The sequence below is a fragment of the Moorena producens PAL-8-15-08-1 genome (assembly GCF_001767235.1).
In the GTDB taxonomy this organism is placed as follows: domain Bacteria; phylum Cyanobacteriota; class Cyanobacteriia; order Cyanobacteriales; family Coleofasciculaceae; genus Moorena; species Moorena producens_A.
In genome coordinates this window covers 7,165,479-7,184,560 of record NZ_CP017599.1, presented here as the reverse complement: position 1 = coordinate 7,184,560, position 19,082 = coordinate 7,165,479, and the positions used below count along the sequence as shown (strand labels likewise).

The 19,082-nt window shown below is 43.1% G+C and carries 21 protein-coding genes; 8 read left to right on the top strand and 13 right to left on the bottom strand.

The window, feature by feature from the left end:
* Window positions 1–90 precede the first annotated feature (90 nt).
* Window positions 91–3,333 carry a carbamoyl-phosphate synthase large subunit gene (carB, locus tag BJP34_RS26350; RefSeq protein ID WP_070394902.1) on the top strand — a complete coding sequence of 1,081 codons (3,243 nt, stop codon included), beginning with the start codon at window positions 91–93 and terminating at the stop codon, window positions 3,331–3,333.
* A 44-nt stretch (window positions 3,334–3,377) separates the two neighbouring features.
* Here carB and BJP34_RS49510 read toward each other — a convergent pair whose 3' ends face one another.
* The 4 genes from BJP34_RS49510 to BJP34_RS49505 form a co-directional block, all read right to left on the bottom strand.
* Window positions 3,378–3,506 carry a hypothetical protein gene (locus BJP34_RS49510; RefSeq protein WP_267876387.1) on the bottom strand — a complete coding sequence of 43 codons (129 nt, stop codon included), beginning with the start codon at window positions 3,504–3,506 and terminating at the stop codon, window positions 3,378–3,380.
* A gap of 265 nt (window positions 3,507–3,771) precedes the next feature.
* Window positions 3,772–4,230, bottom strand: coding sequence for a DUF29 domain-containing protein (locus tag BJP34_RS26345; RefSeq protein WP_070394901.1), 459 nt, complete (start codon window positions 4,228–4,230; stop codon window positions 3,772–3,774).
* Between the two features lie 365 nt (window positions 4,231–4,595).
* The gene (locus tag BJP34_RS26340; protein ID WP_070394900.1) at window positions 4,596–4,796 is read right to left on the bottom strand and encodes a hypothetical protein; all 201 of its coding nucleotides are present in this window, start codon (window positions 4,794–4,796) and stop codon (window positions 4,596–4,598) included.
* Between the two features lie 303 nt (window positions 4,797–5,099).
* Complete coding sequence (locus tag BJP34_RS49505) at window positions 5,100–5,231, bottom strand: hypothetical protein (RefSeq protein WP_267876386.1); 132 nt, start codon at window positions 5,229–5,231, stop codon at window positions 5,100–5,102.
* A 106-nt stretch (window positions 5,232–5,337) separates the two neighbouring features.
* Here BJP34_RS49505 and BJP34_RS26335 point away from each other — a divergent pair, with 106 nt between their 5' ends.
* Complete coding sequence (locus tag BJP34_RS26335) at window positions 5,338–6,174, top strand: DUF4351 domain-containing protein (RefSeq protein ID WP_070394899.1); 837 nt, start codon at window positions 5,338–5,340, stop codon at window positions 6,172–6,174.
* Between the two features lie 162 nt (window positions 6,175–6,336).
* Complete coding sequence (locus BJP34_RS44570; RefSeq protein WP_158517488.1) at window positions 6,337–6,486, top strand: hypothetical protein; 150 nt, start codon at window positions 6,337–6,339, stop codon at window positions 6,484–6,486.
* A gap of 644 nt (window positions 6,487–7,130) precedes the next feature.
* On the opposite strand, the gene BJP34_RS26325 is transcribed toward BJP34_RS44570, so the two are convergent.
* The 3 genes from BJP34_RS26325 to BJP34_RS26315 form a co-directional block, all read right to left on the bottom strand.
* The gene (locus BJP34_RS26325) at window positions 7,131–9,497 is read right to left on the bottom strand and encodes a pentapeptide repeat-containing protein (RefSeq protein WP_070394897.1); all 2,367 of its coding nucleotides are present in this window, start codon (window positions 9,495–9,497) and stop codon (window positions 7,131–7,133) included.
* A 19-nt stretch (window positions 9,498–9,516) separates the two neighbouring features.
* The gene (locus BJP34_RS26320) at window positions 9,517–10,404 is read right to left on the bottom strand and encodes a DUF1822 family protein (protein ID WP_158517487.1); all 888 of its coding nucleotides are present in this window, start codon (window positions 10,402–10,404) and stop codon (window positions 9,517–9,519) included.
* 220 nt (window positions 10,405–10,624) lie between these two features.
* A complete protein-coding gene (locus tag BJP34_RS26315) occupies window positions 10,625–11,110 on the bottom strand; it encodes a ribbon-helix-helix protein, CopG family (protein ID WP_070394895.1) in 486 nt (161 codons plus the stop codon).
* A gap of 237 nt (window positions 11,111–11,347) precedes the next feature.
* Here BJP34_RS26315 and BJP34_RS26310 point away from each other — a divergent pair, with 237 nt between their 5' ends.
* On the top strand, window positions 11,348–11,569 hold the full coding sequence (locus BJP34_RS26310; RefSeq protein ID WP_070394894.1) for a hypothetical protein: 222 nt from the start codon (window positions 11,348–11,350) through the stop codon (window positions 11,567–11,569).
* Window positions 11,570–11,795: 226 nt separating this feature from the next.
* Here the strand turns inward: BJP34_RS26310 and hrcA are convergent, their stop codons facing one another.
* The 3 genes from hrcA to BJP34_RS40980 form a co-directional block, all read right to left on the bottom strand.
* The gene (gene hrcA, locus BJP34_RS26305; protein WP_070394893.1) at window positions 11,796–12,887 is read right to left on the bottom strand and encodes a heat-inducible transcriptional repressor HrcA; all 1,092 of its coding nucleotides are present in this window, start codon (window positions 12,885–12,887) and stop codon (window positions 11,796–11,798) included.
* A gap of 376 nt (window positions 12,888–13,263) precedes the next feature.
* Entirely contained in the window at window positions 13,264–13,623 is a 360-nt protein-coding gene (locus BJP34_RS26300; RefSeq protein WP_070394892.1) for a rhodanese-like domain-containing protein, read from the bottom strand.
* Entirely contained in the window at window positions 13,604–13,798 is a 195-nt protein-coding gene (locus tag BJP34_RS40980; RefSeq protein ID WP_149031193.1) for a hypothetical protein, read from the bottom strand. Before BJP34_RS40980 ends, BJP34_RS26300 begins: the two co-directional genes overlap by 20 nt.
* A 185-nt stretch (window positions 13,799–13,983) precedes the next feature.
* Between BJP34_RS40980 and BJP34_RS47845 the strand changes: the two genes are divergently transcribed.
* From BJP34_RS47845 to cysE, 3 genes are all read left to right on the top strand, one after another.
* On the top strand, window positions 13,984–14,349 hold the full coding sequence (locus BJP34_RS47845; RefSeq protein ID WP_149031192.1) for a hypothetical protein: 366 nt from the start codon (window positions 13,984–13,986) through the stop codon (window positions 14,347–14,349).
* A gap of 134 nt (window positions 14,350–14,483) precedes the next feature.
* Complete coding sequence (locus BJP34_RS26295) at window positions 14,484–14,951, top strand: hypothetical protein (protein WP_070394891.1); 468 nt, start codon at window positions 14,484–14,486, stop codon at window positions 14,949–14,951.
* 110 nt (window positions 14,952–15,061) lie between these two features.
* On the top strand, window positions 15,062–15,826 hold the full coding sequence (cysE, locus tag BJP34_RS26290) for a serine O-acetyltransferase (protein ID WP_070394890.1): 765 nt from the start codon (window positions 15,062–15,064) through the stop codon (window positions 15,824–15,826).
* Window positions 15,827–15,854: 28 nt separating this feature from the next.
* On the opposite strand, the gene BJP34_RS26285 is transcribed toward cysE, so the two are convergent.
* From BJP34_RS26285 to BJP34_RS26275, 3 genes are all read right to left on the bottom strand, one after another.
* Window positions 15,855–17,015 (bottom strand): RNA-guided endonuclease InsQ/TnpB family protein, encoded by a 1,161-nt coding sequence (locus tag BJP34_RS26285; protein WP_229424036.1) that lies wholly within the window; start codon window positions 17,013–17,015, stop codon window positions 15,855–15,857.
* Window positions 16,966–17,595, bottom strand: coding sequence for an IS607 family transposase (locus BJP34_RS26280; RefSeq protein ID WP_070394888.1), 630 nt, complete (start codon window positions 17,593–17,595; stop codon window positions 16,966–16,968). The genes BJP34_RS26285 and BJP34_RS26280 overlap by 50 nt, the downstream gene beginning before the upstream one ends.
* Window positions 17,596–17,758: 163 nt before the next feature.
* Window positions 17,759–18,343, bottom strand: coding sequence for an Npun_F5749 family FMN-dependent PPOX-type flavoprotein (locus BJP34_RS26275; protein WP_193431282.1), 585 nt, complete (start codon window positions 18,341–18,343; stop codon window positions 17,759–17,761).
* A gap of 217 nt (window positions 18,344–18,560) precedes the next feature.
* Here BJP34_RS26275 and BJP34_RS26270 point away from each other — a divergent pair, with 217 nt between their 5' ends.
* Complete coding sequence (locus tag BJP34_RS26270; RefSeq protein ID WP_070394887.1) at window positions 18,561–18,779, top strand: hypothetical protein; 219 nt, start codon at window positions 18,561–18,563, stop codon at window positions 18,777–18,779.
* Window positions 18,780–19,082 lie beyond the last annotated feature (303 nt).

Sequence of the window (19,082 nt, the reverse complement as noted above, 5' to 3'; positions counted from 1 at the left end):
AAGCTGGATAAATAACTAGGGAATAATTTGGCAAGCAAGCATATAATAGTCAGGATCTAATAACGTTTATGTCACCACAGAGCAACCACTATGCCCCGCCGCGATGATATTCACAAAATCTTGCTCCTTGGTTCTGGTCCGATTGTGATTGGACAAGCCTGTGAATTTGACTATTCCGGGACTCAGGCTTGTAAAGCACTCCGGGAAGAAGGCTATGAAGTGGTACTGGTAAACTCTAATCCAGCTAGTATCATGACTGACCCGGAAACGGCTGACCGTACCTACATCGAGCCCCTAACTCCAGAAATCGTCGAGAAGGTGATCGAAAAAGAGCAACCATGTGCTTTACTGCCAACCATGGGGGGTCAGACGGCTCTGAATATTGCGGTTGACCTTGCTAAGAATGGGGTTTTGGAAAAGCATGGAGTGGAGCTAATTGGGGCAAAGCTAGAGGCGATAGAAAAGGCTGAAGACCGCCAGTTGTTCAAGGAAGCAATGGAAAGGATTGGGGTAGGGGTCTGTCCTTCGGGAATTGCGAATAATCTCAAGGAGGCTAAAGCGATCGCACAAGAAATCGGCTCTTACCCGCTGATTATTCGCCCGGCTTTTACCCTCGGGGGTAGTGGTGGTGGCATTGCCTATAACAAAGAAGAATACGAAACAATGGCTCAGGGGGGTTTGGATGCTTCGCCAGTGTCTCAAATCCTGGTGGAAAAATCTTTGTTGGGCTGGAAGGAGTATGAGTTAGAGGTCATGCGAGATTTGGCAGATAATGTAGTAATTATCTGCTCCATTGAAAATGTTGACCCGATGGGAATTCATACTGGGGACTCGATTACTGTTGCTCCCGCTCAAACCCTGACGGATAAGGAATACCAACGGTTGCGGGATTACTCGATTAAAATTATTCGGGAGATTGGGGTTGAAACCGGGGGATCCAATATTCAGTTTGCTGTCAATCCCATCAATGGCCAGGTCATTATCATTGAGATGAATCCTCGGGTTTCTCGCAGTTCTGCCCTAGCCTCGAAAGCAACAGGGTTCCCGATTGCTAAGTTTGCGGCTAAATTAGCCGTGGGATATACCCTCGATGAAATTCCCAACGATATTACTAAACAAACTCCTGCTTCCTTTGAACCAACTATTGACTATGTGGTAACTAAGGTACCCCGGTTTGCCTTTGAGAAGTTTCCCGGTAGTAAACCAATCCTGACTACTCAGATGAAGTCAGTGGGAGAAGCGATGGCGATTGGACGGACGTTTCTCGAATCGTTTCAGAAAGCGTTGCGCTCTCTGGAAACTGGACGCTTTGGGTGGGGATGCGATCGCAAAGAGAAGCTGCCATCTCTCGAACAAGTGCGCTATGGTTTACGAACCCCGAATCCAGAACGTATCTTCACGGTGGGTCATGGTTTGATGCTAGGGATGACCCTAGAAGAAGTACAGGAACTGACAGGAATTGACCCCTGGTTTTTGGATAAATTGGCGGAATTGCTGGAAACCTCAAAATTCCTCAAACGTAACCCATTGCAGACCTTGAACAAAGAGCAGTTATGGGCAGTCAAACGTCAGGGATTTAGCGATCGCCAAATTGCTTTTGCTACCAAGACTTCGGAAGATGAGGTGCGCGAATACCGTAAGCATCTAGGAGTAGTACCAGCATATAAGCTAGTAGATACCTGTGCAGCAGAGTTTGAGGCATTTACACCTTATTATTACTCCACTTATGAAGAAGAGTCGGAAGTGATACCTTCGGATCGGCGGAAGGTGATGATTTTAGGTGGGGGACCAAACCGGATTGGTCAAGGGATTGAGTTTGACTATTGCTGTTGTCATGCATCTTATGCTCTGAGTAAGCAGGGATTTGAGACAATCATGGTCAACTCCAACCCAGAGACAGTTTCCACTGATTATGATACAAGCGATCGCTTATATTTTGAGCCCCTGACCAAAGAGGATGTACTCAATATTATTGAGGCAGAAAATCCGGAAGGGATTATTGTTCAATTTGGGGGACAGACACCGCTTAAGTTAGCAGTGCCGTTGCAAGAAGCCTTGAAGGTTGGCAACCAACAACTGGTAACGCAAATTTGGGGAACTTCTCCCGACTCAATCGACGTAGCTGAGGATCGGGAGCGGTTTGAGAAGATTTTGCGGAAGTTAGATATTAAGCAGCCACCGAATGGAATTGCTCGCAGTTATGGGGAAGCACTAGAAGTGGCGAAACGGATTAGTTATCCAGTGGTGGTGCGCCCGTCTTATGTGTTGGGGGGACGGGCTATGGAAATTGTCTATTCCGATGAGGATTTGAAACGCTACATGAAGTTTGCGGTGCAGGTGGAACCAGAGCATCCGATTCTGATTGATAAGTTTTTGGAGAATGCAGTAGAGGTAGATGTGGATGCGATCGCAGATCACACTGGTCGGGTAGTGATTGGTGGCATCATGGAACACATCGAACAGGCCGGGATTCACTCCGGAGACTCTGCTTGTTCTTTACCCCACACCTCTCTAACACCCGTTGCTTTGGAAACTATTCGCACTTGGACTTATCAGCTGGCAAAAGCCCTGAAGGTGGTGGGGTTGATGAATATTCAATTTGCGGTGCAAGGGGAAACCGTTTACATTCTCGAAGCCAATCCCAGAGCATCCCGAACAGTTCCCTATGTCTCCAAGGCAACAGGGGTACCCCTGGCCGGGTTAGCATCTCGGATTATGTCCGGTGAGACCTTGGAATCCCTTGGGTTAACTCAAGAAGCTATTCCTAAGCACATTGCAGTCAAAGAAGCAGTATTGCCCTTTGAGAAATTTCCTGGTACAGACACCCTCCTCGGACCAGAAATGCGTTCTACTGGGGAAGTAATGGGGATTGACACAGATTTTGGCAAGGCATTTGCCAAAGCAGAATTAGCAGCTGGTCAGCGTTTACCCCTGTCTGGCACAGTGTTCGTTTCCACCAATCACCGAGATAAGCACAATGTAGTACCAGTGGCGAAAGACTTAATCGAGTTGGGTTTCGAGCTAGTAGCAACCGATGGGACTCGCAAGGTGCTGCAAGAGCATGGACTGGATGTAGAGTTGGTGTTAAAACTCCATGAAGGACGTCCCCATGTCTTGGATTGGATTAAGAATCAAAAGATTCAGCTAATTATTAATACCCCTTCTGGAGAAGATGCCTATGCCGATGGGCGGTTAATTCGCCGAACAGCATTAGGCTATAAGATTCCGATTGTGACTACAATTGCTAGTGCTAAAGCAACCGCAGCCGCAATTCGTTCACTACAGTCGCAACCACTGGGAGTTAAAGCTCTACAAGACTATATCACGAATTAGGTTTTGCTCTCACAGCCGTAGGGTGCGTTAGGGACGGGCTCGGCCTAATTTTCTCGGTAGCCAGTGTTAGGATAGCCCGTCCCGTAACGCACCGCCAGGGTTTGGACTACATCTTTACCAATACCGTTCCCTTGAAACCTTCTGTTACCTGTTCCCTCTTGGGTGCATCTCACGTTTGCTGTTTAACCCCGTGGTGCGTTACGGGGCGGGCTGTGTCTTGATGCAGTCGCTCATGGGGGAAACCCCCAAGACCGCGCTGCATCAAGACACAGCCCTAGCTACGAGGCGGAAAATGAGAACCCCCCCCTAACGCACCCTACGAAAAATTTTCTACCGTTTCCTTGAAACCTTCTGTTCCCTGTTCCCTGTTCCCTGTTCCCTGTTCCCTGTTCCCTATAGCTGAAACCCTTGATTTTTGGTTTAACTGGGTAAGTCCCACTAATTTTCCCAATCTTGGCTAGTATCACACAAAAAAGTATCCTGAATCACCTCATCAAAGGAATAAAGACAAGCTTCTGGGAACGTTCGTATTGGCAAATTAGTTTCCCGCAAGGCTAAATCAATACCTGCTTCATAGCCATCCATCATTGCTTCCGACCGGCGAGACTTTAAGCTGGGGTTTTGCCGTAAATGTCGTTTAATTGCCCGACGTTGTTCTCTAATACTCAAAAAACAACTGCGGCTACGATTCTCTGGTTGATACTGCCACTTCAGCAGATGACCAAGCAGAACGCAAAGGCGACTTACCAATTCCCGATATTCCTGTCTTCCCAAAGCTTGAATTTCTTCCTCCAGATGCTGCCAATCAAGCTCATAAAATTGCTTATGCTTCAGTGCTTGGGCTTGCTGCTGAGTCCAAGCATAGAAGTCTTGCTGGTATAGGGAAGGTTTATCCATAAACTTGAAAAAGTTATTACAGTTTTTTACATTAACCAAAATACCTATATAGTTTATTCTCTCTTGCCTATTGCCTATTGCCTTTTGCCTAAAGTGATATATTCACAACTAAAATTCACATGACAAAAGTCTCAAACCTAAATAAGCGCAAGAGTTTGACTTCTGACTTCTGACTTCTGACTTCTGCTATATATCCTAAAACAAAAAAAAATAGCCGTAGAAATACTATCCACGGCTATTTAAATTGCATATGTCAGAAGAATACCCGAAACTATTGAGATGTGATCCTATTTTACTGGCCAAAGGCTACGCTACAAGACCAGAGCCTTGGCCAGGGGGGAAAACCCCCCTAGAAATTCAAAGTGTTATGGCAACAACCAATACTTGGTCATGGTAGTGATAACTTCACCCGGAACTTCAGTCGCTTCTAGAGGAGTCCACTCCGCAATCTCCGCATAGCCTAGTGCATAAAACATTCGCATACTATAGATTACTGATTGACGAGGACCTTTGAGAGTGTGCTGAGTAGGTTGTTTCTTGAAGTTCCGAGTAAATTCTTCTGGCATAAGACGAAAATTGAATTTGTTTACATTAATTATAATAATGATTATAAGTGTAATTATCAAGGTTTTTTTAAAGTTTTTTCTTGGAAGTTTTAGGGTATTTAAGACACATATCAGTTTGGTTATTTTATAAAAGTTTTAGCAAAAAAAAATAATTTTATTAAATACTTTTCGAGTAATATAATGGCTACTAAATGTGATATAATCGACTAATATTACCCAACAATAGCAATAATTTGAAATCGGTTTTATACCCCGATATACCGTTAATGATTGTCGGAGTTTACTGGGAATTTCAAGAGTTAGTTAAGTGGCCAATATTTCCGACATACCTTCCCCTGGCTTTAGCGATGCAGCGCGGTCTTGGGGGTTTCCACGGGGCAAACAGCGGTGCGGACGCAGGTTCCGCACACAGCCCCTCCCCATGAGCGACTGCATCAAGAATTGAAGATGATTTGGGATAGGTTCGAGTCGTCGAATTTGTGGCTCTTAACCCTCTTTTCGATTAGTTAACCAGAATTGACTTAGTTAGATCAGATGTGTAATGACTTACGACAGTACCCTCAAATATCTTGTTGAACAATATCCCCAAGCCTTTACCCGTTGGTTGTTTAACCAGGAACCAGCAGAGGATATCGAAATTCTCAACACCGAATTAAGCACAGAGCCAATTCGAGCAGATGCCTTGTTTTTTGTGCGAGTTGCTGATGCTATCTTGCATCTGGAATTTCAAACCTTACCCCAATCTGAACCTCCCTTACCCCTGCGGATGCTCGATTATTGGGTCAGGTTATATCGGCAGTATCGCTGTGATATTGAACAGGTAATAATTTTTCTCAAACCAACCCGATTATCCGGAGTATTTGTCAATCAATTTACTGAGAGGAACCTATCCTTCCGCTACCGGGTGATTCGGATTTGGGAATGTGATCCACAACCGTTACTTACCACCCCAGGGTTACTACCTTTGGCCGTATTAGCACAAACTGAAGTGCCAGAAACCTTGCTATCCCAGGTAGCAGCGAGAATCGATATGATTGAAGATAGACAACAGCAGCGTAACCTATCTGCTTGCGTACAACTGTTGGCTGGGGTGAAATTTGATGATCAGTTAATTCAAGCCTATTTTCGGGAGGATATGATGCAAGAGTCAGTAGTTTATCAACGGATTATTCGTCAAGGATTAGAACAGGGATTAGAACAAGGAAAGCGCAATGAGCTTAATTTAATTAAGCGTCTACTTAACCGTCGCCTAGGTGAAATTAATCCCCAATTACAAAATCAAATTGAGGAATTATCTTTTGACCAGTTGGAGGATTTAGGAGAAGCGTTGTTAGATTTTGAAAGCGATGCAGCGCGGTCTTGGGGGTTTCCCCCATGAGCGACTGCATCAAGACACCGAAGTGGATTTGACCAATTGGTTGAATCAGTTATAGGGCTACGCGCAAGGGCAAGAGGCAATAGGCAATAGGCAAAAGTTAACTACAAAAGCGTAGGTGCGCACCTTTTGCTGCTTGTATCAATGTCTTAACTTTAATGCGTAGTGCTATATACCAATTCTACACGGATTGCTATATCTGCTTTTTTAACACGCCTCTTGCCTCTTGCCTCTTGCCTCTTGCCTCTTGCCTCTTGCTTCTTGCCTTTTGCCTATTGCCTATTCCCTATTCCCTATTCCCATGTGAGAAAATAGTACTCGTTAAGAACAAAACAGTACCGTTTTTTAAAACACTAGTACTATATTATTGTCAACAAGTACTATTTACTGAGAAATAAGTACTGTTAAGTGATAAATAAGTGCATTTTAACGAGAAAATAGTACTGGTTTGCGAGAAACGAGTACTAGTATGTGAGAAAAGGGTACCCGTTTGTTATACACCAGTACAGTTTAACGAGAAAATAGTACTGGTTTGCGGTTAATGGGTACTGGTTTGCAGTAAATGGGTACTCGTTTGTTAGATGTTATTACAGCACTACCCATTCAGAGTAGGACATTCCTAGGGTGCATCTCAATGCATGCTATTTGACGCGGTGGTGCGTTACGGGCAGCAACCTAACACTTGCTATGGCTTGCGTCTTGGTGAGCCCGTCCCTAACACACCCTACGCCACTTTTTTACTGCTGCTGAGTCCAAGCATAGAAGTCTTGCTGGTATAGGGAAGGTTTATCCATAAAATTGAAAAAATTATTAGAGTTTTTTAGATTATCCAAAATACCTATAAACTTAGTTATCTCTTGCCTCTTGCCTAACCCAGTATGTTCACAACTCCAATTAAATACGACTAACTGGAGCAATTTTATCCATTATAAACCTTTATCAACATATTATAGGTCACACTATACGTCTTTCCAACCCTCAATCGTTGCCATTAAAATATTCACAAGGGGGTGGTCTATAGCTTCCTTAAAGGCATCAACTCCTCCAGCTTCCAAGGCATTAATAACCTTTGCTTTCAGGGTAGGATTACTATTGATTTGTTCAGCGACCTTAGCTACAACTGTTAATTTTTCAATTTCGGTTGTGGTTGGCTTAATTTGTGAAAGTTGGTTTAGGAGTTGCTGAATCTCTGCTGCTGCCTCTGCCAAATTTTGTTTTTGGGCTGGGGCGTAGTAGTGCTGAGTGCCAACTATTTGGCTGTCATTAGCTGTTCCCGCGTAAGCAAAACCGTTTGAGGAATATCTCTGGTCTATGTTGAATGTACGCTCTTCTGATCTAGGTTGATTCTCTACTTTGGCTGCGAAATCAATAGCATTATGAATAGGTCTGTTAGCCAGCGTATCGATGATTTTTAATAGACTATCATTTTGCTCACGATAAATCTTTCTTTCGATATCCTTAGCCTTTAATTGCTCACGATATTTTTCCTCGACTGCTTTGAGTGCTAACTCATAGTGCTGCTTGAAATCCTTTTCAATTTCAGCTTTCTTGAATTCCCTAGGTATGTTTATGCGAATCACGATAGTACCATCCCCCTTACTTTCAATAGCTTGAATCGCTAACTCCTGTACCCCACTTTCAACTTTTAGCTTCTGGAATGAAGGAATAAATGCCTGCCAGTTAACTCCATAAAGGAAAATCAAATCAAGCGTTTCTAAAGCCTTTTGAAATAACTTACTAAATTCTCCTGAAGCAAAGTTACCGCTATGGGGACGGCGCTCTTGTTGAGAATTTCGCAGATAAACATAAGAACAAATTATCTCATCAAGATTTGTGGCACGATTGATATTCCAGTCTTGTATACAAGCCCCAGTCAATAATGCTTCTTCAAAGTTAGTATTCAATGCTTGAACTGCCGTTAGATTAGCTTCAACCAGATCGGCTTCACTGAGATTAGCGTGACTGAGATTAGCGTGACTGAGATTAGCGTGACTGAGATTAGCTCCACTCAGATTAACGTTACTAAGATTAGCGTGACTGAGATTAGCTCCACTCAGATTAACGTTACTAAGATTAGCTCCCCTAAGATTGGCTCCAGTTAAATTTATTTTGATTAGGTCTGGAACTAACTCAGTGTTTCTTTCCCTCCACTGATTCCAAGCTTCTAGTCTTTTTTGATATAAAATCAGGTCTTCGTTGTTGGCTTGCTGCTGAGTGATAAAGCTAATCGGAGCAAGATCATTCCAAGTGGGAGGCAATTCTGCGGGATTCTGGAACAAAACTGGCAACCAACTAGCACAGGGAAAATCATTCTCTAATCCTTGCAATTGTTCCCTTGCTTCCCTTACTGACATATATAACGATTGTCCCTGTGAAAATGACTTAAGAAATCCCTTTAAAAACTCCTCAGCCACTAGATCGGGTACTGGCTCTCGCATCACAATAACTTGCGGGATGTGCAAGTCAACTAAACTTTGTGCTAAACCTAGCCCATCACAAGAGTTAAAAATAGCTATCTTTAATCCCCGTTCAATTGAGGCTTTTAAAGCATTTTTTAGCTCACTAATGATTAAGCTATCTGTTCGGTTAATAGAAATATAGCCACTCTTGCCATCTACTTGGCTGTAACTATGCCCAGAAAAAAAGAGGATATCCCAGCCTTTATTGTCCCATAGTGCCCTATCTAATGCCAGGCGTGACGGCTCAACCAGAAACGTAATTTCTGTATTCGGTAAATGTTCTAGTAATTCTCGGTCTTTTTCAAGATTAATTCCGTCACTGTTTCCCAAAACAGCTAAAATTCTCACCCTATCCTTACTCATAGACGAGATAGGGAGCTTAACTTTATCAACTTTATCATAGGTTAATTCCCCCAAAGCCACCTCAGCCTTGCGGTAATAATCAAAAATGTCCCACAGATGCCAGGGGATTCGTCGTAACTGAATATCTTCCACTTGGATAATTACGCGAATTTCATCAGAAGGACTTAAATTTTTAAGAAATGCCTCTTTGATGACACGAAAATCTTCAGAATTAAGCCAACACTTTAGACTTTTTACCAAGTCTTTGGATAATTGCCGAAACTGATCGATACTGATGATAGAAGTGTTTATATCTGGTTTTTTCTTCAAAGCGCGTACATAAAAACCTAAGTCTTGATATATTAAATGCCAGCGCTTATGGAGTTTTGCAAATTCTGGTTCTGGGGGCAATTTACCTACTATTTCTATTGATGGTAGAGCGCGATCATCTCCAATTTTTATAGTAGCTGAGCAACCAGTTTCAATGTTTCCTTCTCCTAGATTTATTACAACTAATTTATCCATTTAATTTTTGATAAAAAAACTAAACCATAAACAACTCTGTAAAACTGTAATTATTATAGTCTATTTTAACACTGAATTGTTCTCCATAATCAGCACTAAACCTTAGCTGGATGCCAAGATCACCAAGTTTTGATTCTGCTTGTAGAAAAGTTTTACCTGAGTCATCAAGTACAATCATTTTGGTATTTTCTGGTAAATAGTTTGGCTTGCTGATAGCATATAGCTGTAGGATAATAACTACTTCATTATTACTTTCTATCGCCACATCGACCACTAAAGCCATTTGGCATTCATTATCCCAAGAAATTTTTTTAACTCCCTTGGATCGTTTTATATCCATGTCCATACAAGCACTTCTAAAAGCAAATTGTTGTTGTATTATTCCTACAATCGCTTCCCATGGATGCCAATTTTCTTGCTCCGCCTCACGAAAGTCATTGCCCAACCAATTGTTCAATTTTACTCGTTTCTGATCAAGTTCAGTCTGCCAGGTATTTAGCAGTGAGGTTTCAGGTTCTAGCTTTGGCTCATCAATTGGCTCAGAAAGAAGAAAGGAGTTTTCTAATGGCTGACGGTCTAAGACTTGTTTGACTGACAAAACTGGAAAAATAGAGCCCATATAATTTAATTTTTGAGCATTTAAGGTTACCAAGGCTTCCAGATTATTAGCGATTGCATAAACCAACTCTTCAGCAACTTCAAAACCTGTAAGCTCTATAAGGTTGTAAAATTGCTCTTTCTCCAAGATGGCGTTATCGACAGAGCATTCCTTTAGAATTCCCATTACCATAGATAAAATTTCTCTAGCATCTTTTTCCCCCCTCAGGATTTTGGCGTAATAAAAGAATTTATCTACAGTCGCTTTGGCAACATAGCCCTCCATGCGCTGGGATTCAATAATTTCCAACAACTTTAGCGTTTGTTCCGAAAACGACTCTTGCTCGATCAGGAGACACATCAAGACACTTAAACCTACCAAAACCCTCATAATTGAACATCTATAGCAGTTTTCAAATGAACACACCCAGTGAATCTTGGTGACAGTAACAGCTGATTCTCAGCTTACCCCCTAATCAGGGATGGGGGCTATTCACATCAAAACCGCTGTATGCATCTTTTAACTAAATTTAGTAGTCCCTGAATTGAGAGTCTTTCGGAATCTCGGGGTTGACTGAAGACTGTTTACCTTTTACTAGCTTACGCAATCGCGCTGATTTAGACCCCTTTGATACAGAAGACCGAGGTTGACGGTTGCTTGGCTCCTGATCCAGCACCTGGTTTAGATTCTCGTTCATCTCCAGGAATAACTCTTGCAATTCATCCAGACGCCTCTCTACATTGAAGTCAGTCTTAGGTACTGGGGAACCTCCCAGGGATTGAGCAACTCCTTGAATGGCAAGTGCGAGATCAGTAACATTGGTTTGTTTTCTGAGGTTCTCAACGGAGGCTTCTACTACTGTTAAACGCTCCTCTACTGAGTCATCGATTTCCAAACCCTGTCTCAGCAGTCTGTTAATTAACTCTGTCACTGAAATGCCCTTCTCCTCAGCGCGGTCTTTGAGGGCTTGTGCTAGGTCTTCAGATAGTCTGAAGCTAACTAGTTTCCTAGACATAACAATTTATTCACATTAACTAGTGATATACGTATTATAGCTTTTTTGGAGGCTAGTGATATACGTATTATAGCTGCTTGCTGATCAGTAATTACTCTAATATGGTTCCTCTAACCCAGTTAATATAGGGATTTAAGCTATTTTCAAAAATATATCCCCGACGTCAGCCTGTCTGCTAGTGGTTAAATGTGATATACGTATGATATACAAAAGTTATACATAATTGGAGGTGCCCAGATGAAGCGTCTAAGAGACTTTTCCAGAAAAATGAGAACTCCGATAGCGGTAGTAACCGCAATACTTGTCGGAGCTAACGCTGGGATTCAGATTTGGCAAAATTTAGATTTAAACAGTCAAATCCAGGAGATGATCAACAAAATCTCGGCTCATAGTGAGTCTTCTGCTGAGACAAGCAGGAAAGATACGGACCTTCCTGAAGATCTACCTCCTCAACAGTGAAGAAGCTACAGAAATCTGTGACCTGCCCACCCAGTGGCAAGGGGAATGGGTCGATTCGGGTGCATCTCTACCTATGGTGATCAATGCTCTGTGTTTTAGGGACGCAACTGAGTTGGGACTTAGAAATTCTTCAAGTCCCGTGAGGTATAGTAATGTGAATAATTTTGACAAAGAGCTCGATGGAGCATTACCGATCAAAGTCTTGCCGTTACGGTAACACTTCCCTTTACGCTGGTTGACTCAAGGCTTCAGTTAGATAATCTGCTGCTGCTTCCACTAATGCGATCGCATTTTCATAAATCATGCGAGTTGGTCCAATAATCCCTACACTTCCCACTGGGACTTGGTCTTGCTGATAGTTAGCAGACACCAAGGTACAGCCACGCATCGGTTCCAAGGAATTCTCCGCACCAATCCTAATTTTCACACGAGACTTAAATTCCAACTCTTCCGGTACCTTAAAGATTACTGACCACAGTTGCTCCTGTTCCTCTTCCAACAGATGCAGCAAGTCTAGAGTCTGGTCTATTTCCGAAAATTCTGGTTGACGCAACACCTCTGAGATGCCACGAATCATAATCGGGCTGGACTTAGGTACTACAGTGCGACGGGTCAACTCAGTTAATAAATTGCTTAAAAAATCCGCATAGCGGACAAATTCTCGGTCTAATTCACTCCAATCTAATGTCTCCAATTCCGTGAGAGTTCGCCCTCGCAGCTTACTATTCAAAAAGTTAGATAATATTTTTAATTCCCGCTCCACAATCGACTCATCAACGGTATTATCATCCTCTGAGTGGGGCAGATTCATCAATACCGACTGAGTTTCATAACTATCCGTAACTATAATCAACATCACTTGCCCTAGCTCTAGGTGCATCAACTGTAGATGGCGCAGGCGAGTAGTGCGATTGTCAGGGAAAGTAATTAAAGCAATATATCCACTGACCGTTGCCAGAATTTGAGCAGCATCCCTTAGCAATACCTCAAACTTAGCTTCCTCCCAGTTCAACTTGTCTGCCAGTAAATTTTCAACATACTGACTCAAGGTTTCTGACGGTTGAATCAGCTGGTCAACATAGGTTCGATAACCTGAATCAGAAGGAACCCTACCTGCAGAGGTATGGGGTTGATATAGTAGTCCAACTTTTTCCAACATACTCATGCAAGAGCGAATCGTCGCTGGACTCACACTCAGGTCATATTCTTGGACCAAGGCTTTAGAACCAACCGGTTCTGCCGTGGCAATATAGTGACGAATAGTCGCCCAGAGAATATGTTGTTGCCGACTTGTTAAACTTAGTTGTTGGCGAGACATTTTGAACCAAAGCTGAACTTCATTTTAAAGGGAAAAAAGTCTAGATTAGAGGGAGGAGTTACCATTAAGGTGATCAAACATACTAATAATGGAATGTTGCCTAAAAGCTGGGTTTAGTTAAGCCTGCTTTAGTCCAAAATAGTAGGGGTGATAATTAGATATCCCAATCAATCACCAAAAATCAGGGTTGGTTTTGGTGCAGGTTGGAAGTATCTGGGATTTATCCATAGGTATTGCAGCGTCTGCTCACCCAAGGATTAAGTTGGTTATTAATACATTTGCTATAAGAATATTTGCTCTAAGAACATTTGCTCTAAGAACATTTGTTCTAAGATAGCAGAATCAACTCATAACAGTAGTTAGCAGTGAGCTGCAATTAGTAACGAGGAATGCTATGATCAACTATGATTGAGTATGCGTCAATACCCCCAGCTACATTCTTGACATTCGTGAACCCCTGACTGATTAACCACTGACACATCTGAGCCGAGCGCATACCATGATGGCACATGACCATGGTTTCAACTGCGGGATCAAAGCGAGTAGAGATTTCCCCAGACCACTGAGCAAATTCACTCAAAGGCAGAATTTCAAAGCCTTCTATAGAAGCGATCGCAACTTCTTGCCGTTCTCGGACATCAATAAGCTGTAACTGCTCCGGGGAATCTGCCATCTGCCTTGCCAGTTGTTCAACACTGATTTCAACAAGAGGTTGATCAAACGATTGAGCGACCATAGGACGGAAATAGCTGTAACGCGCTTGTTTTCTTAGTTTTGACCTTTATTCTATACCAAAGGGAACAGGGAACAGGGAACAGGGAACAGGGAACAGGGAGTAGGGAGTAGGGAGCAGGGAGCAGGGAAGTCGGAAGTCGAAAGTCGGAAGAGGTAAAAAATAATGCATACCTCATGAGTCCTATAAACGCTATAGTTATAGAGTTTACAGAATTGAAAATTTTGGCATTTGTCCATCTAAGTATTCAGGCATTTACTGATAGCTGTTCGCGTAGCACTTAAGCTGATAGGTTACTTTAGTATCTACAGAAGCTAGCTGATAACTGATAAGTAACTGGACAAAAATAAACTTCACTTCTTGATGCAAAGCGCGAGTGGGGGAAACCCCCTTTGGTGGCGCTACCTCGCTGCATCGCTGTATTCTAGCGTTTCTAGGACTCATGAGGTACACATTATTTTTGACTTCTTCCCTCTTACCTCTTCCCTCTTACCTCTTCACTGCTCCCTGCTCCCTGCTCCCTCCTCCCTAAAAACCAGAAATTTGTACCTCACAAGTCGTAGAATTGCTATAACTTGTGTAAAGTTGCCAAAAGCCCCTCTGCTCCCTGCTCCCTGCTCCGAAGTCCCTATTTCAACAGTTAATTTTACTTTTGTCCGACTACTTAGATCATTGCTAAAGAATAAATTAACGCCAAAGGTATCAATTAATAATCAATGTGGCAGATAGCAGAGTGTCACAAGTGTTCCTGTCAAACAACAGAGGTTTATAGGAAACTATAAGTAGGTAATGTAATTTCTAATAGTTTACTGCTACTCAAATAGGGAGGAAATAGTAACAACTAGTCTTAGGAGGGTTTTGCAATGGTACGACAAGGTGTTAAAGGAGTCATAGCTTTAATAGTAGCCCTCTGTTCTATGCCCGTTTTATCCCAGACAGCGAATTTTGCTTCTTTAAACTTATCACCTGGTTTTTCCCCAAGTCAGGGACAGGTCAGTGGTCACACCGGTGGTGCTTACTCGTTGTCATCGATTGCAAATAGCGATCGCAACAATGATCCCTGTATCGGTTTTGGAGACCCTACTCCAGATCACCTGATGGTTTTGGAGGCAAATTTACCCAGTTTAACTATAGGGGTCAACACAGGGGGAAACGATACCACTTTACTAATTCAGTTTCCCAACAATCAGATCCTTTGTGGGGATGATACAGGTTCTAAAAAAGATGCCAGCATAACAGCACAAAATTGGCCAGCTGGCACATACCAAATCTGGGTCGGTGCCTTTGAGGGAGGACAACGCTGGGATTACACCCTGACGGCTCAAGAGTAACCAGCAACAGATGCGGCACTTTCATCAGGGGGTTTCTTCCACTCGCTATTCCATCAAGACAAGGTAAACTAGTTAGTAATTTGTTCAAGCATTAATTATGGTGACCCCTAGTGCTATCTGCCCTGATTGCTGACTTCCGTATTATCTTTGAGCGTGACCCAGCTGCTCGGAACTGGCTGGAGGTTTTGTTCTGCTACCCCGGTCTACAGGCTCTGCTGTTCCATCGCTGTTGTCACTGGTTACATGTGATTGGGATTCCATTCATTCCTCGAGTGCTCAGTCAGTTATCCCGATTTGTTACAGGTATTGAAATTCATCCGGGTGCCACAATTGGTTATGGTGTCTTTATCGACCATGGTATGGGTGTGGTGATTGGAGAAACCGCTATTGTGGGAGACTACTGTCTAATCTATCAAGGTGTTACCCTCGGCGGTACAGGAAAGGAAAGTGGTAAGCGTCACCCTACTCTAGGAGAAAATGCGGTGGTGGGAGCTGGTGCTAAGGTGCTAGGGAATATCCAAATTGGTAATAATGTCCGCATTGGTGCTGGGTCAGTGGTCTTGCGAGATGTTCCTTCCGATTGTACTGTGGTCGGTATACCAGGTCGGATTGTCTATCGTTCCGGTGTACGAGTCAATCCCCTTGAACATGGTAGCTTGCCTGACTCAGAAGCCAAGGTAATTCGAGCGTTAGTAGACCGGATTGAGTCTCTAGAACAACAGCTACAAGAGTTAGCTCAGCAAAGATCTTCCATGGCATCAATGATATCTGATCACTCTTCAACACCAGATGCTCCAGAGAAGGGGACTACTGCTCCATGTTGTGATCTCCAGGATAAAGAAATTCGGCAGTTCTTAGATAGTTATGGGATTTGATCTAGTGCAACATTTAACCTATCTAAACCTACTCATCAGCAGGAATGATCTGTATAGCACCAGGTGAAAACCTGGTGGTTGTTGCCGACAAAGCGCGGATCATTATGTTCCGCGCGCCATTCCAATCCCGTGGTAAAGAGAAGCCACATTTTGGGCATTGGAATTTTTTACTGCCACCTAATTTTTCGTGAATTTGACCACATTCTGGGCAAGTTTTACTGGTGTAAGATTCGTTAACTAAGACAACCAAAACATCATTACGATCTGCCATTTGAGTTAAGTGCTGGCGAAACTTGTAGTGACTCCAAGTGAGCATGTTACGAGCTGTTTTCTTGTTTAATTTCCTAGCTGACTTTACTACCATCACAGATGTCTCAAACGTTGGTAAAAAGATAAGCTTGTAATTATTGACAAGGAAATAAGCTGACTTGTTATGGCAGTCCTTGATTAGATTTTGAATCTTTTGGCGTAAACGATGAGCAGCATTTTTCATTGCTGCGCTTTGGCGCACGCTTCGCGAACGTCTCTGTCTTTTTGCAGAGCTTAAGTCAATACGACTCATCAACCGATCTAGTTGCTGACAGAGTCTTTGAATCCTGCCAATATCCCCAGAGCCTATTTCTAGGTAATTTATACCGTCAAAACCAGTAAGAAATGTCCTAACACCTGGATCTAAAGCTATTACTTTATCCTCTCTGGTTGGAGTAGGCTCAATGTATTTGGGAAAAATTCCGTACCATTCACCTTTGATCCAAACCAATTGAGTACCGTAGATGCATTCATCGGGAAAACCTTGAGGTGAACGAAAGGACAGACCTTTTACTTTGGTGGGATACCAAGAACCTTTTTTGAAGTCTCCAGCTTTGAATTTGATTACTTGACTGATCTGCCGACAGGATTTAAACTTTGCCAAACCTCCATTGACCAAGGCTTGTTTAACGGCATCGATGGCATCGGCAACAGCTTCTTGTAATTGGTGCCCTGGTAGGGTTTTTACCCACTCTGGTCTATCAGATTTAAGTGCCAGTTTTTGTAGGTCATAAGTACTACCTTGATAGCCGTTTTTGATAGCAGCGATCGACCAGTTGTAAATCCATCTATATGCATTAAGCCAAGTTTTCCAAACCCTGTGAAGCTCTTTAGATGGAAACACCCTGAGCCTCAAGACACTGTTTGGTGTCAACTTCATCGTCTGGTTCCGGGGTTTTATCTTGTACCGCTTGCGTGACTTGCTTTTGATATTTTCGGAGTCCGTAAAGCCTAGCAGAGAAACAGTGGAGGATGGACAGGATATCTTCGACCAACTCTTGTTCTGGGGACAATTTGCGTTCATTGAGAACCACGAGCTTGACTCCAGCTTTTTTGCATAACCATTCAAGTAATGGGAATCCAAATCTGACGGCTCTGTCTGGGTAGGCAACGACAAATGCTGAGATATCACAGCTGTAAATTCGTTCCAATATTTTGAGGAACTTTTTCCGCTTAAAATTGAGTCCTGATCCAACTTCTGAAACAATTTCAGCGTTTGGGTATTTTGACCGTAGAAATTCAGCTTGTCGATCAAGGTCGTCCCGTTGGGAGTAGGTAGAGACTCTTGCATAGCAGACAATGGGCTTAATCTGCGGAGTTTCTCCTTCGACACAGAACCGCCTTTGATTCCCTTTTGTCCTGATACTGTCGAGTCTCCCCTCTTTGTCCCACCGCCTAAGAGTTGAGATCGAGACTCCGAGCTGCTCGGCTGCCTCTTTTGGAGTGACATATTTTTTCATTGACCGTTAACCTTACTAAATCTAGTATACTAAACTTTAGTGAGGTTTGCTAAGGCTTAGTGAGATATCTGGCTAATCGTTGCACCTCGTCAAATGTTAGCAGGTTAAAGGTTGAAGGTTGTCCCTGCCGTTCCCCACAGAAAAACTTGGTGTGACGCCGAAGCTAAGGATTAACAGCTTTTTGACACCACTCCCCAGAACTGTCTTGGTAGTAAAGCCATCGGTTTTGGGGGAAACCCTGCAACGCTAGGTGATCCACCTTGACTGGTTCGAGCAATAATAGGCAAAAATTTGGCAAAGGCTGATCTAGGGCAGGTGGCGGTGGGGAAAAGGCTTGTTGATCTGCTACTCTGGCAACACCAGGGTCAGGCCAAGCAAATTGTAAACGAGCTGCATCGGAAAGATTTTGCCAAGTCTGTTGGCGGACTTGTTTAAGTCCTTCGTCGGGATAATCAGCAGTGATCAGGGTCAATTGGCCTGCTAAACGAAATTGTTCGCGAGTGTTGGGAAAGTACCAACAAACTTCTCCCCAGGGATGATGATTAATGTCGTGAATTTTCTGGCTACGGGTATCGGTAATAACTTTGAGTTGGTTGGAGTTGTCCAAAAAACCCCGAAAAACTACGGTGCGGTTAGCAGGATAGCCCTTGGGGTCAACGGTTGCCAGTTGAAAGTAACGAGCATAAGCTAGGCTCCGATTTCGGTGGAGTGCGCGAGCTAGGGGCGATCGCCAAAGAGCAATAGGCATTTTTTTTGAGACATAGCCCATAAAATAGCGCAAAGGTGCGCTTTCCGCATCTAATTATTAAATTCGCCACGGGTCGCACCTAAATGTAGGGTAGTTTCAAGCTCAGGATGGAAGCAAGCCCCAAGTTGGCTGACTAAACGTTAGAATCCCAATTAGAATCCCAATTTCATCAGCCATACAACTATTGGCAGCACAACCAGCACCAGGAGATCAACTCATGTTCCTTAATGAACTGACACCAATTTTTGAAGAATTTACTCAGCAGCCTGTCGCTTTTTTGGGCGGATTTTTTTCAGGAGTGTTCCGCCTGAATCTCTCAGATGATCCTCTCAAGAGTTGGCTAGAGGCTCAAAATGGCTCTGAGATATACAAAGATGGTCATAACAGAAGCGAAAATGATAAAAATAAAGGGCCGCAGTCTATTTCCATTGATTAAGAGCTAATTCAACTATATTTAGCGTGGTTGTTTGGGGTCTAATTGGTGCTTAAGCACCACCCCAAGACATTTTTTTGATGAATTATTAAATACTGTCAACTAGACAACCACTGATAATCCCGTAAGTGAGCTATCATGAAACGGTATTCACAAGTTCAGTGGATTCCTTTGGTAAAACTTTGATTTTGCTTCCCCCCCCTGAGGTGGTTGCCCACTGTCGAAATTTACCACTGGTTCCTCAGATATGACCGTGAGCAACCAAAATACGTTGTACTCCGTTATTCTGTGCCTCTGAACTTTAGT

Bases quoted from the DNA above. Each gene is read 5' to 3' on its own strand.
- carB (WP_070394902.1), top strand. From the start codon at position 91: ATGCCCCGCCGCGATGATATTCACAAAATCTTGCTCCTTGGTTCTGGT.
- BJP34_RS26345 (WP_070394901.1), bottom strand. From the start codon at position 4,230: ATGGATAAACCTTCCCTATACCAGCAAGACTTCTATGCTTGGACTCAG.
- BJP34_RS26340 (WP_070394900.1), bottom strand. From the start codon at position 4,796: ATGCCAGAAGAATTTACTCGGAACTTCAAGAAACAACCTACTCAGCAC.
- BJP34_RS49505 (WP_267876386.1), bottom strand. From the start codon at position 5,231: ATGCAGTCGCTCATGGGGAGGGGCTGTGTGCGGAACCTGCGTCCGCAC.
- BJP34_RS26335 (WP_070394899.1), top strand. From the start codon at position 5,338: ATGACTTACGACAGTACCCTCAAATATCTTGTTGAACAATATCCCCAA.
- BJP34_RS26325 (WP_070394897.1), bottom strand. From the start codon at position 9,497: ATGGATAAATTAGTTGTAATAAATCTAGGAGAAGGAAACATTGAAACT.
- BJP34_RS26315 (WP_070394895.1), bottom strand. From the start codon at position 11,110: ATGTCTAGGAAACTAGTTAGCTTCAGACTATCTGAAGACCTAGCACAA.
- BJP34_RS26310 (WP_070394894.1), top strand. From the start codon at position 11,348: ATGAAGCGTCTAAGAGACTTTTCCAGAAAAATGAGAACTCCGATAGCG.
- hrcA (WP_070394893.1), bottom strand. From the start codon at position 12,887: ATGTCTCGCCAACAACTAAGTTTAACAAGTCGGCAACAACATATTCTC.
- BJP34_RS26300 (WP_070394892.1), bottom strand. From the start codon at position 13,623: ATGGTCGCTCAATCGTTTGATCAACCTCTTGTTGAAATCAGTGTTGAA.
- BJP34_RS40980 (WP_149031193.1), bottom strand. From the start codon at position 13,798: ATGAGGTATGCATTATTTTTTACCTCTTCCGACTTTCGACTTCCGACT.
- BJP34_RS47845 (WP_149031192.1), top strand. From the start codon at position 13,984: ATGCAAAGCGCGAGTGGGGGAAACCCCCTTTGGTGGCGCTACCTCGCT.
- BJP34_RS26295 (WP_070394891.1), top strand. From the start codon at position 14,484: ATGGTACGACAAGGTGTTAAAGGAGTCATAGCTTTAATAGTAGCCCTC.
- BJP34_RS26285 (WP_229424036.1), bottom strand. From the start codon at position 17,015: ATGAAGTTGACACCAAACAGTGTCTTGAGGCTCAGGGTGTTTCCATCT.
- BJP34_RS26280 (WP_070394888.1), bottom strand. From the start codon at position 17,595: ATGAAAAAATATGTCACTCCAAAAGAGGCAGCCGAGCAGCTCGGAGTC.
- BJP34_RS26275 (WP_193431282.1), bottom strand. From the start codon at position 18,343: ATGCCTATTGCTCTTTGGCGATCGCCCCTAGCTCGCGCACTCCACCGA.
- BJP34_RS26270 (WP_070394887.1), top strand. From the start codon at position 18,561: ATGTTCCTTAATGAACTGACACCAATTTTTGAAGAATTTACTCAGCAG.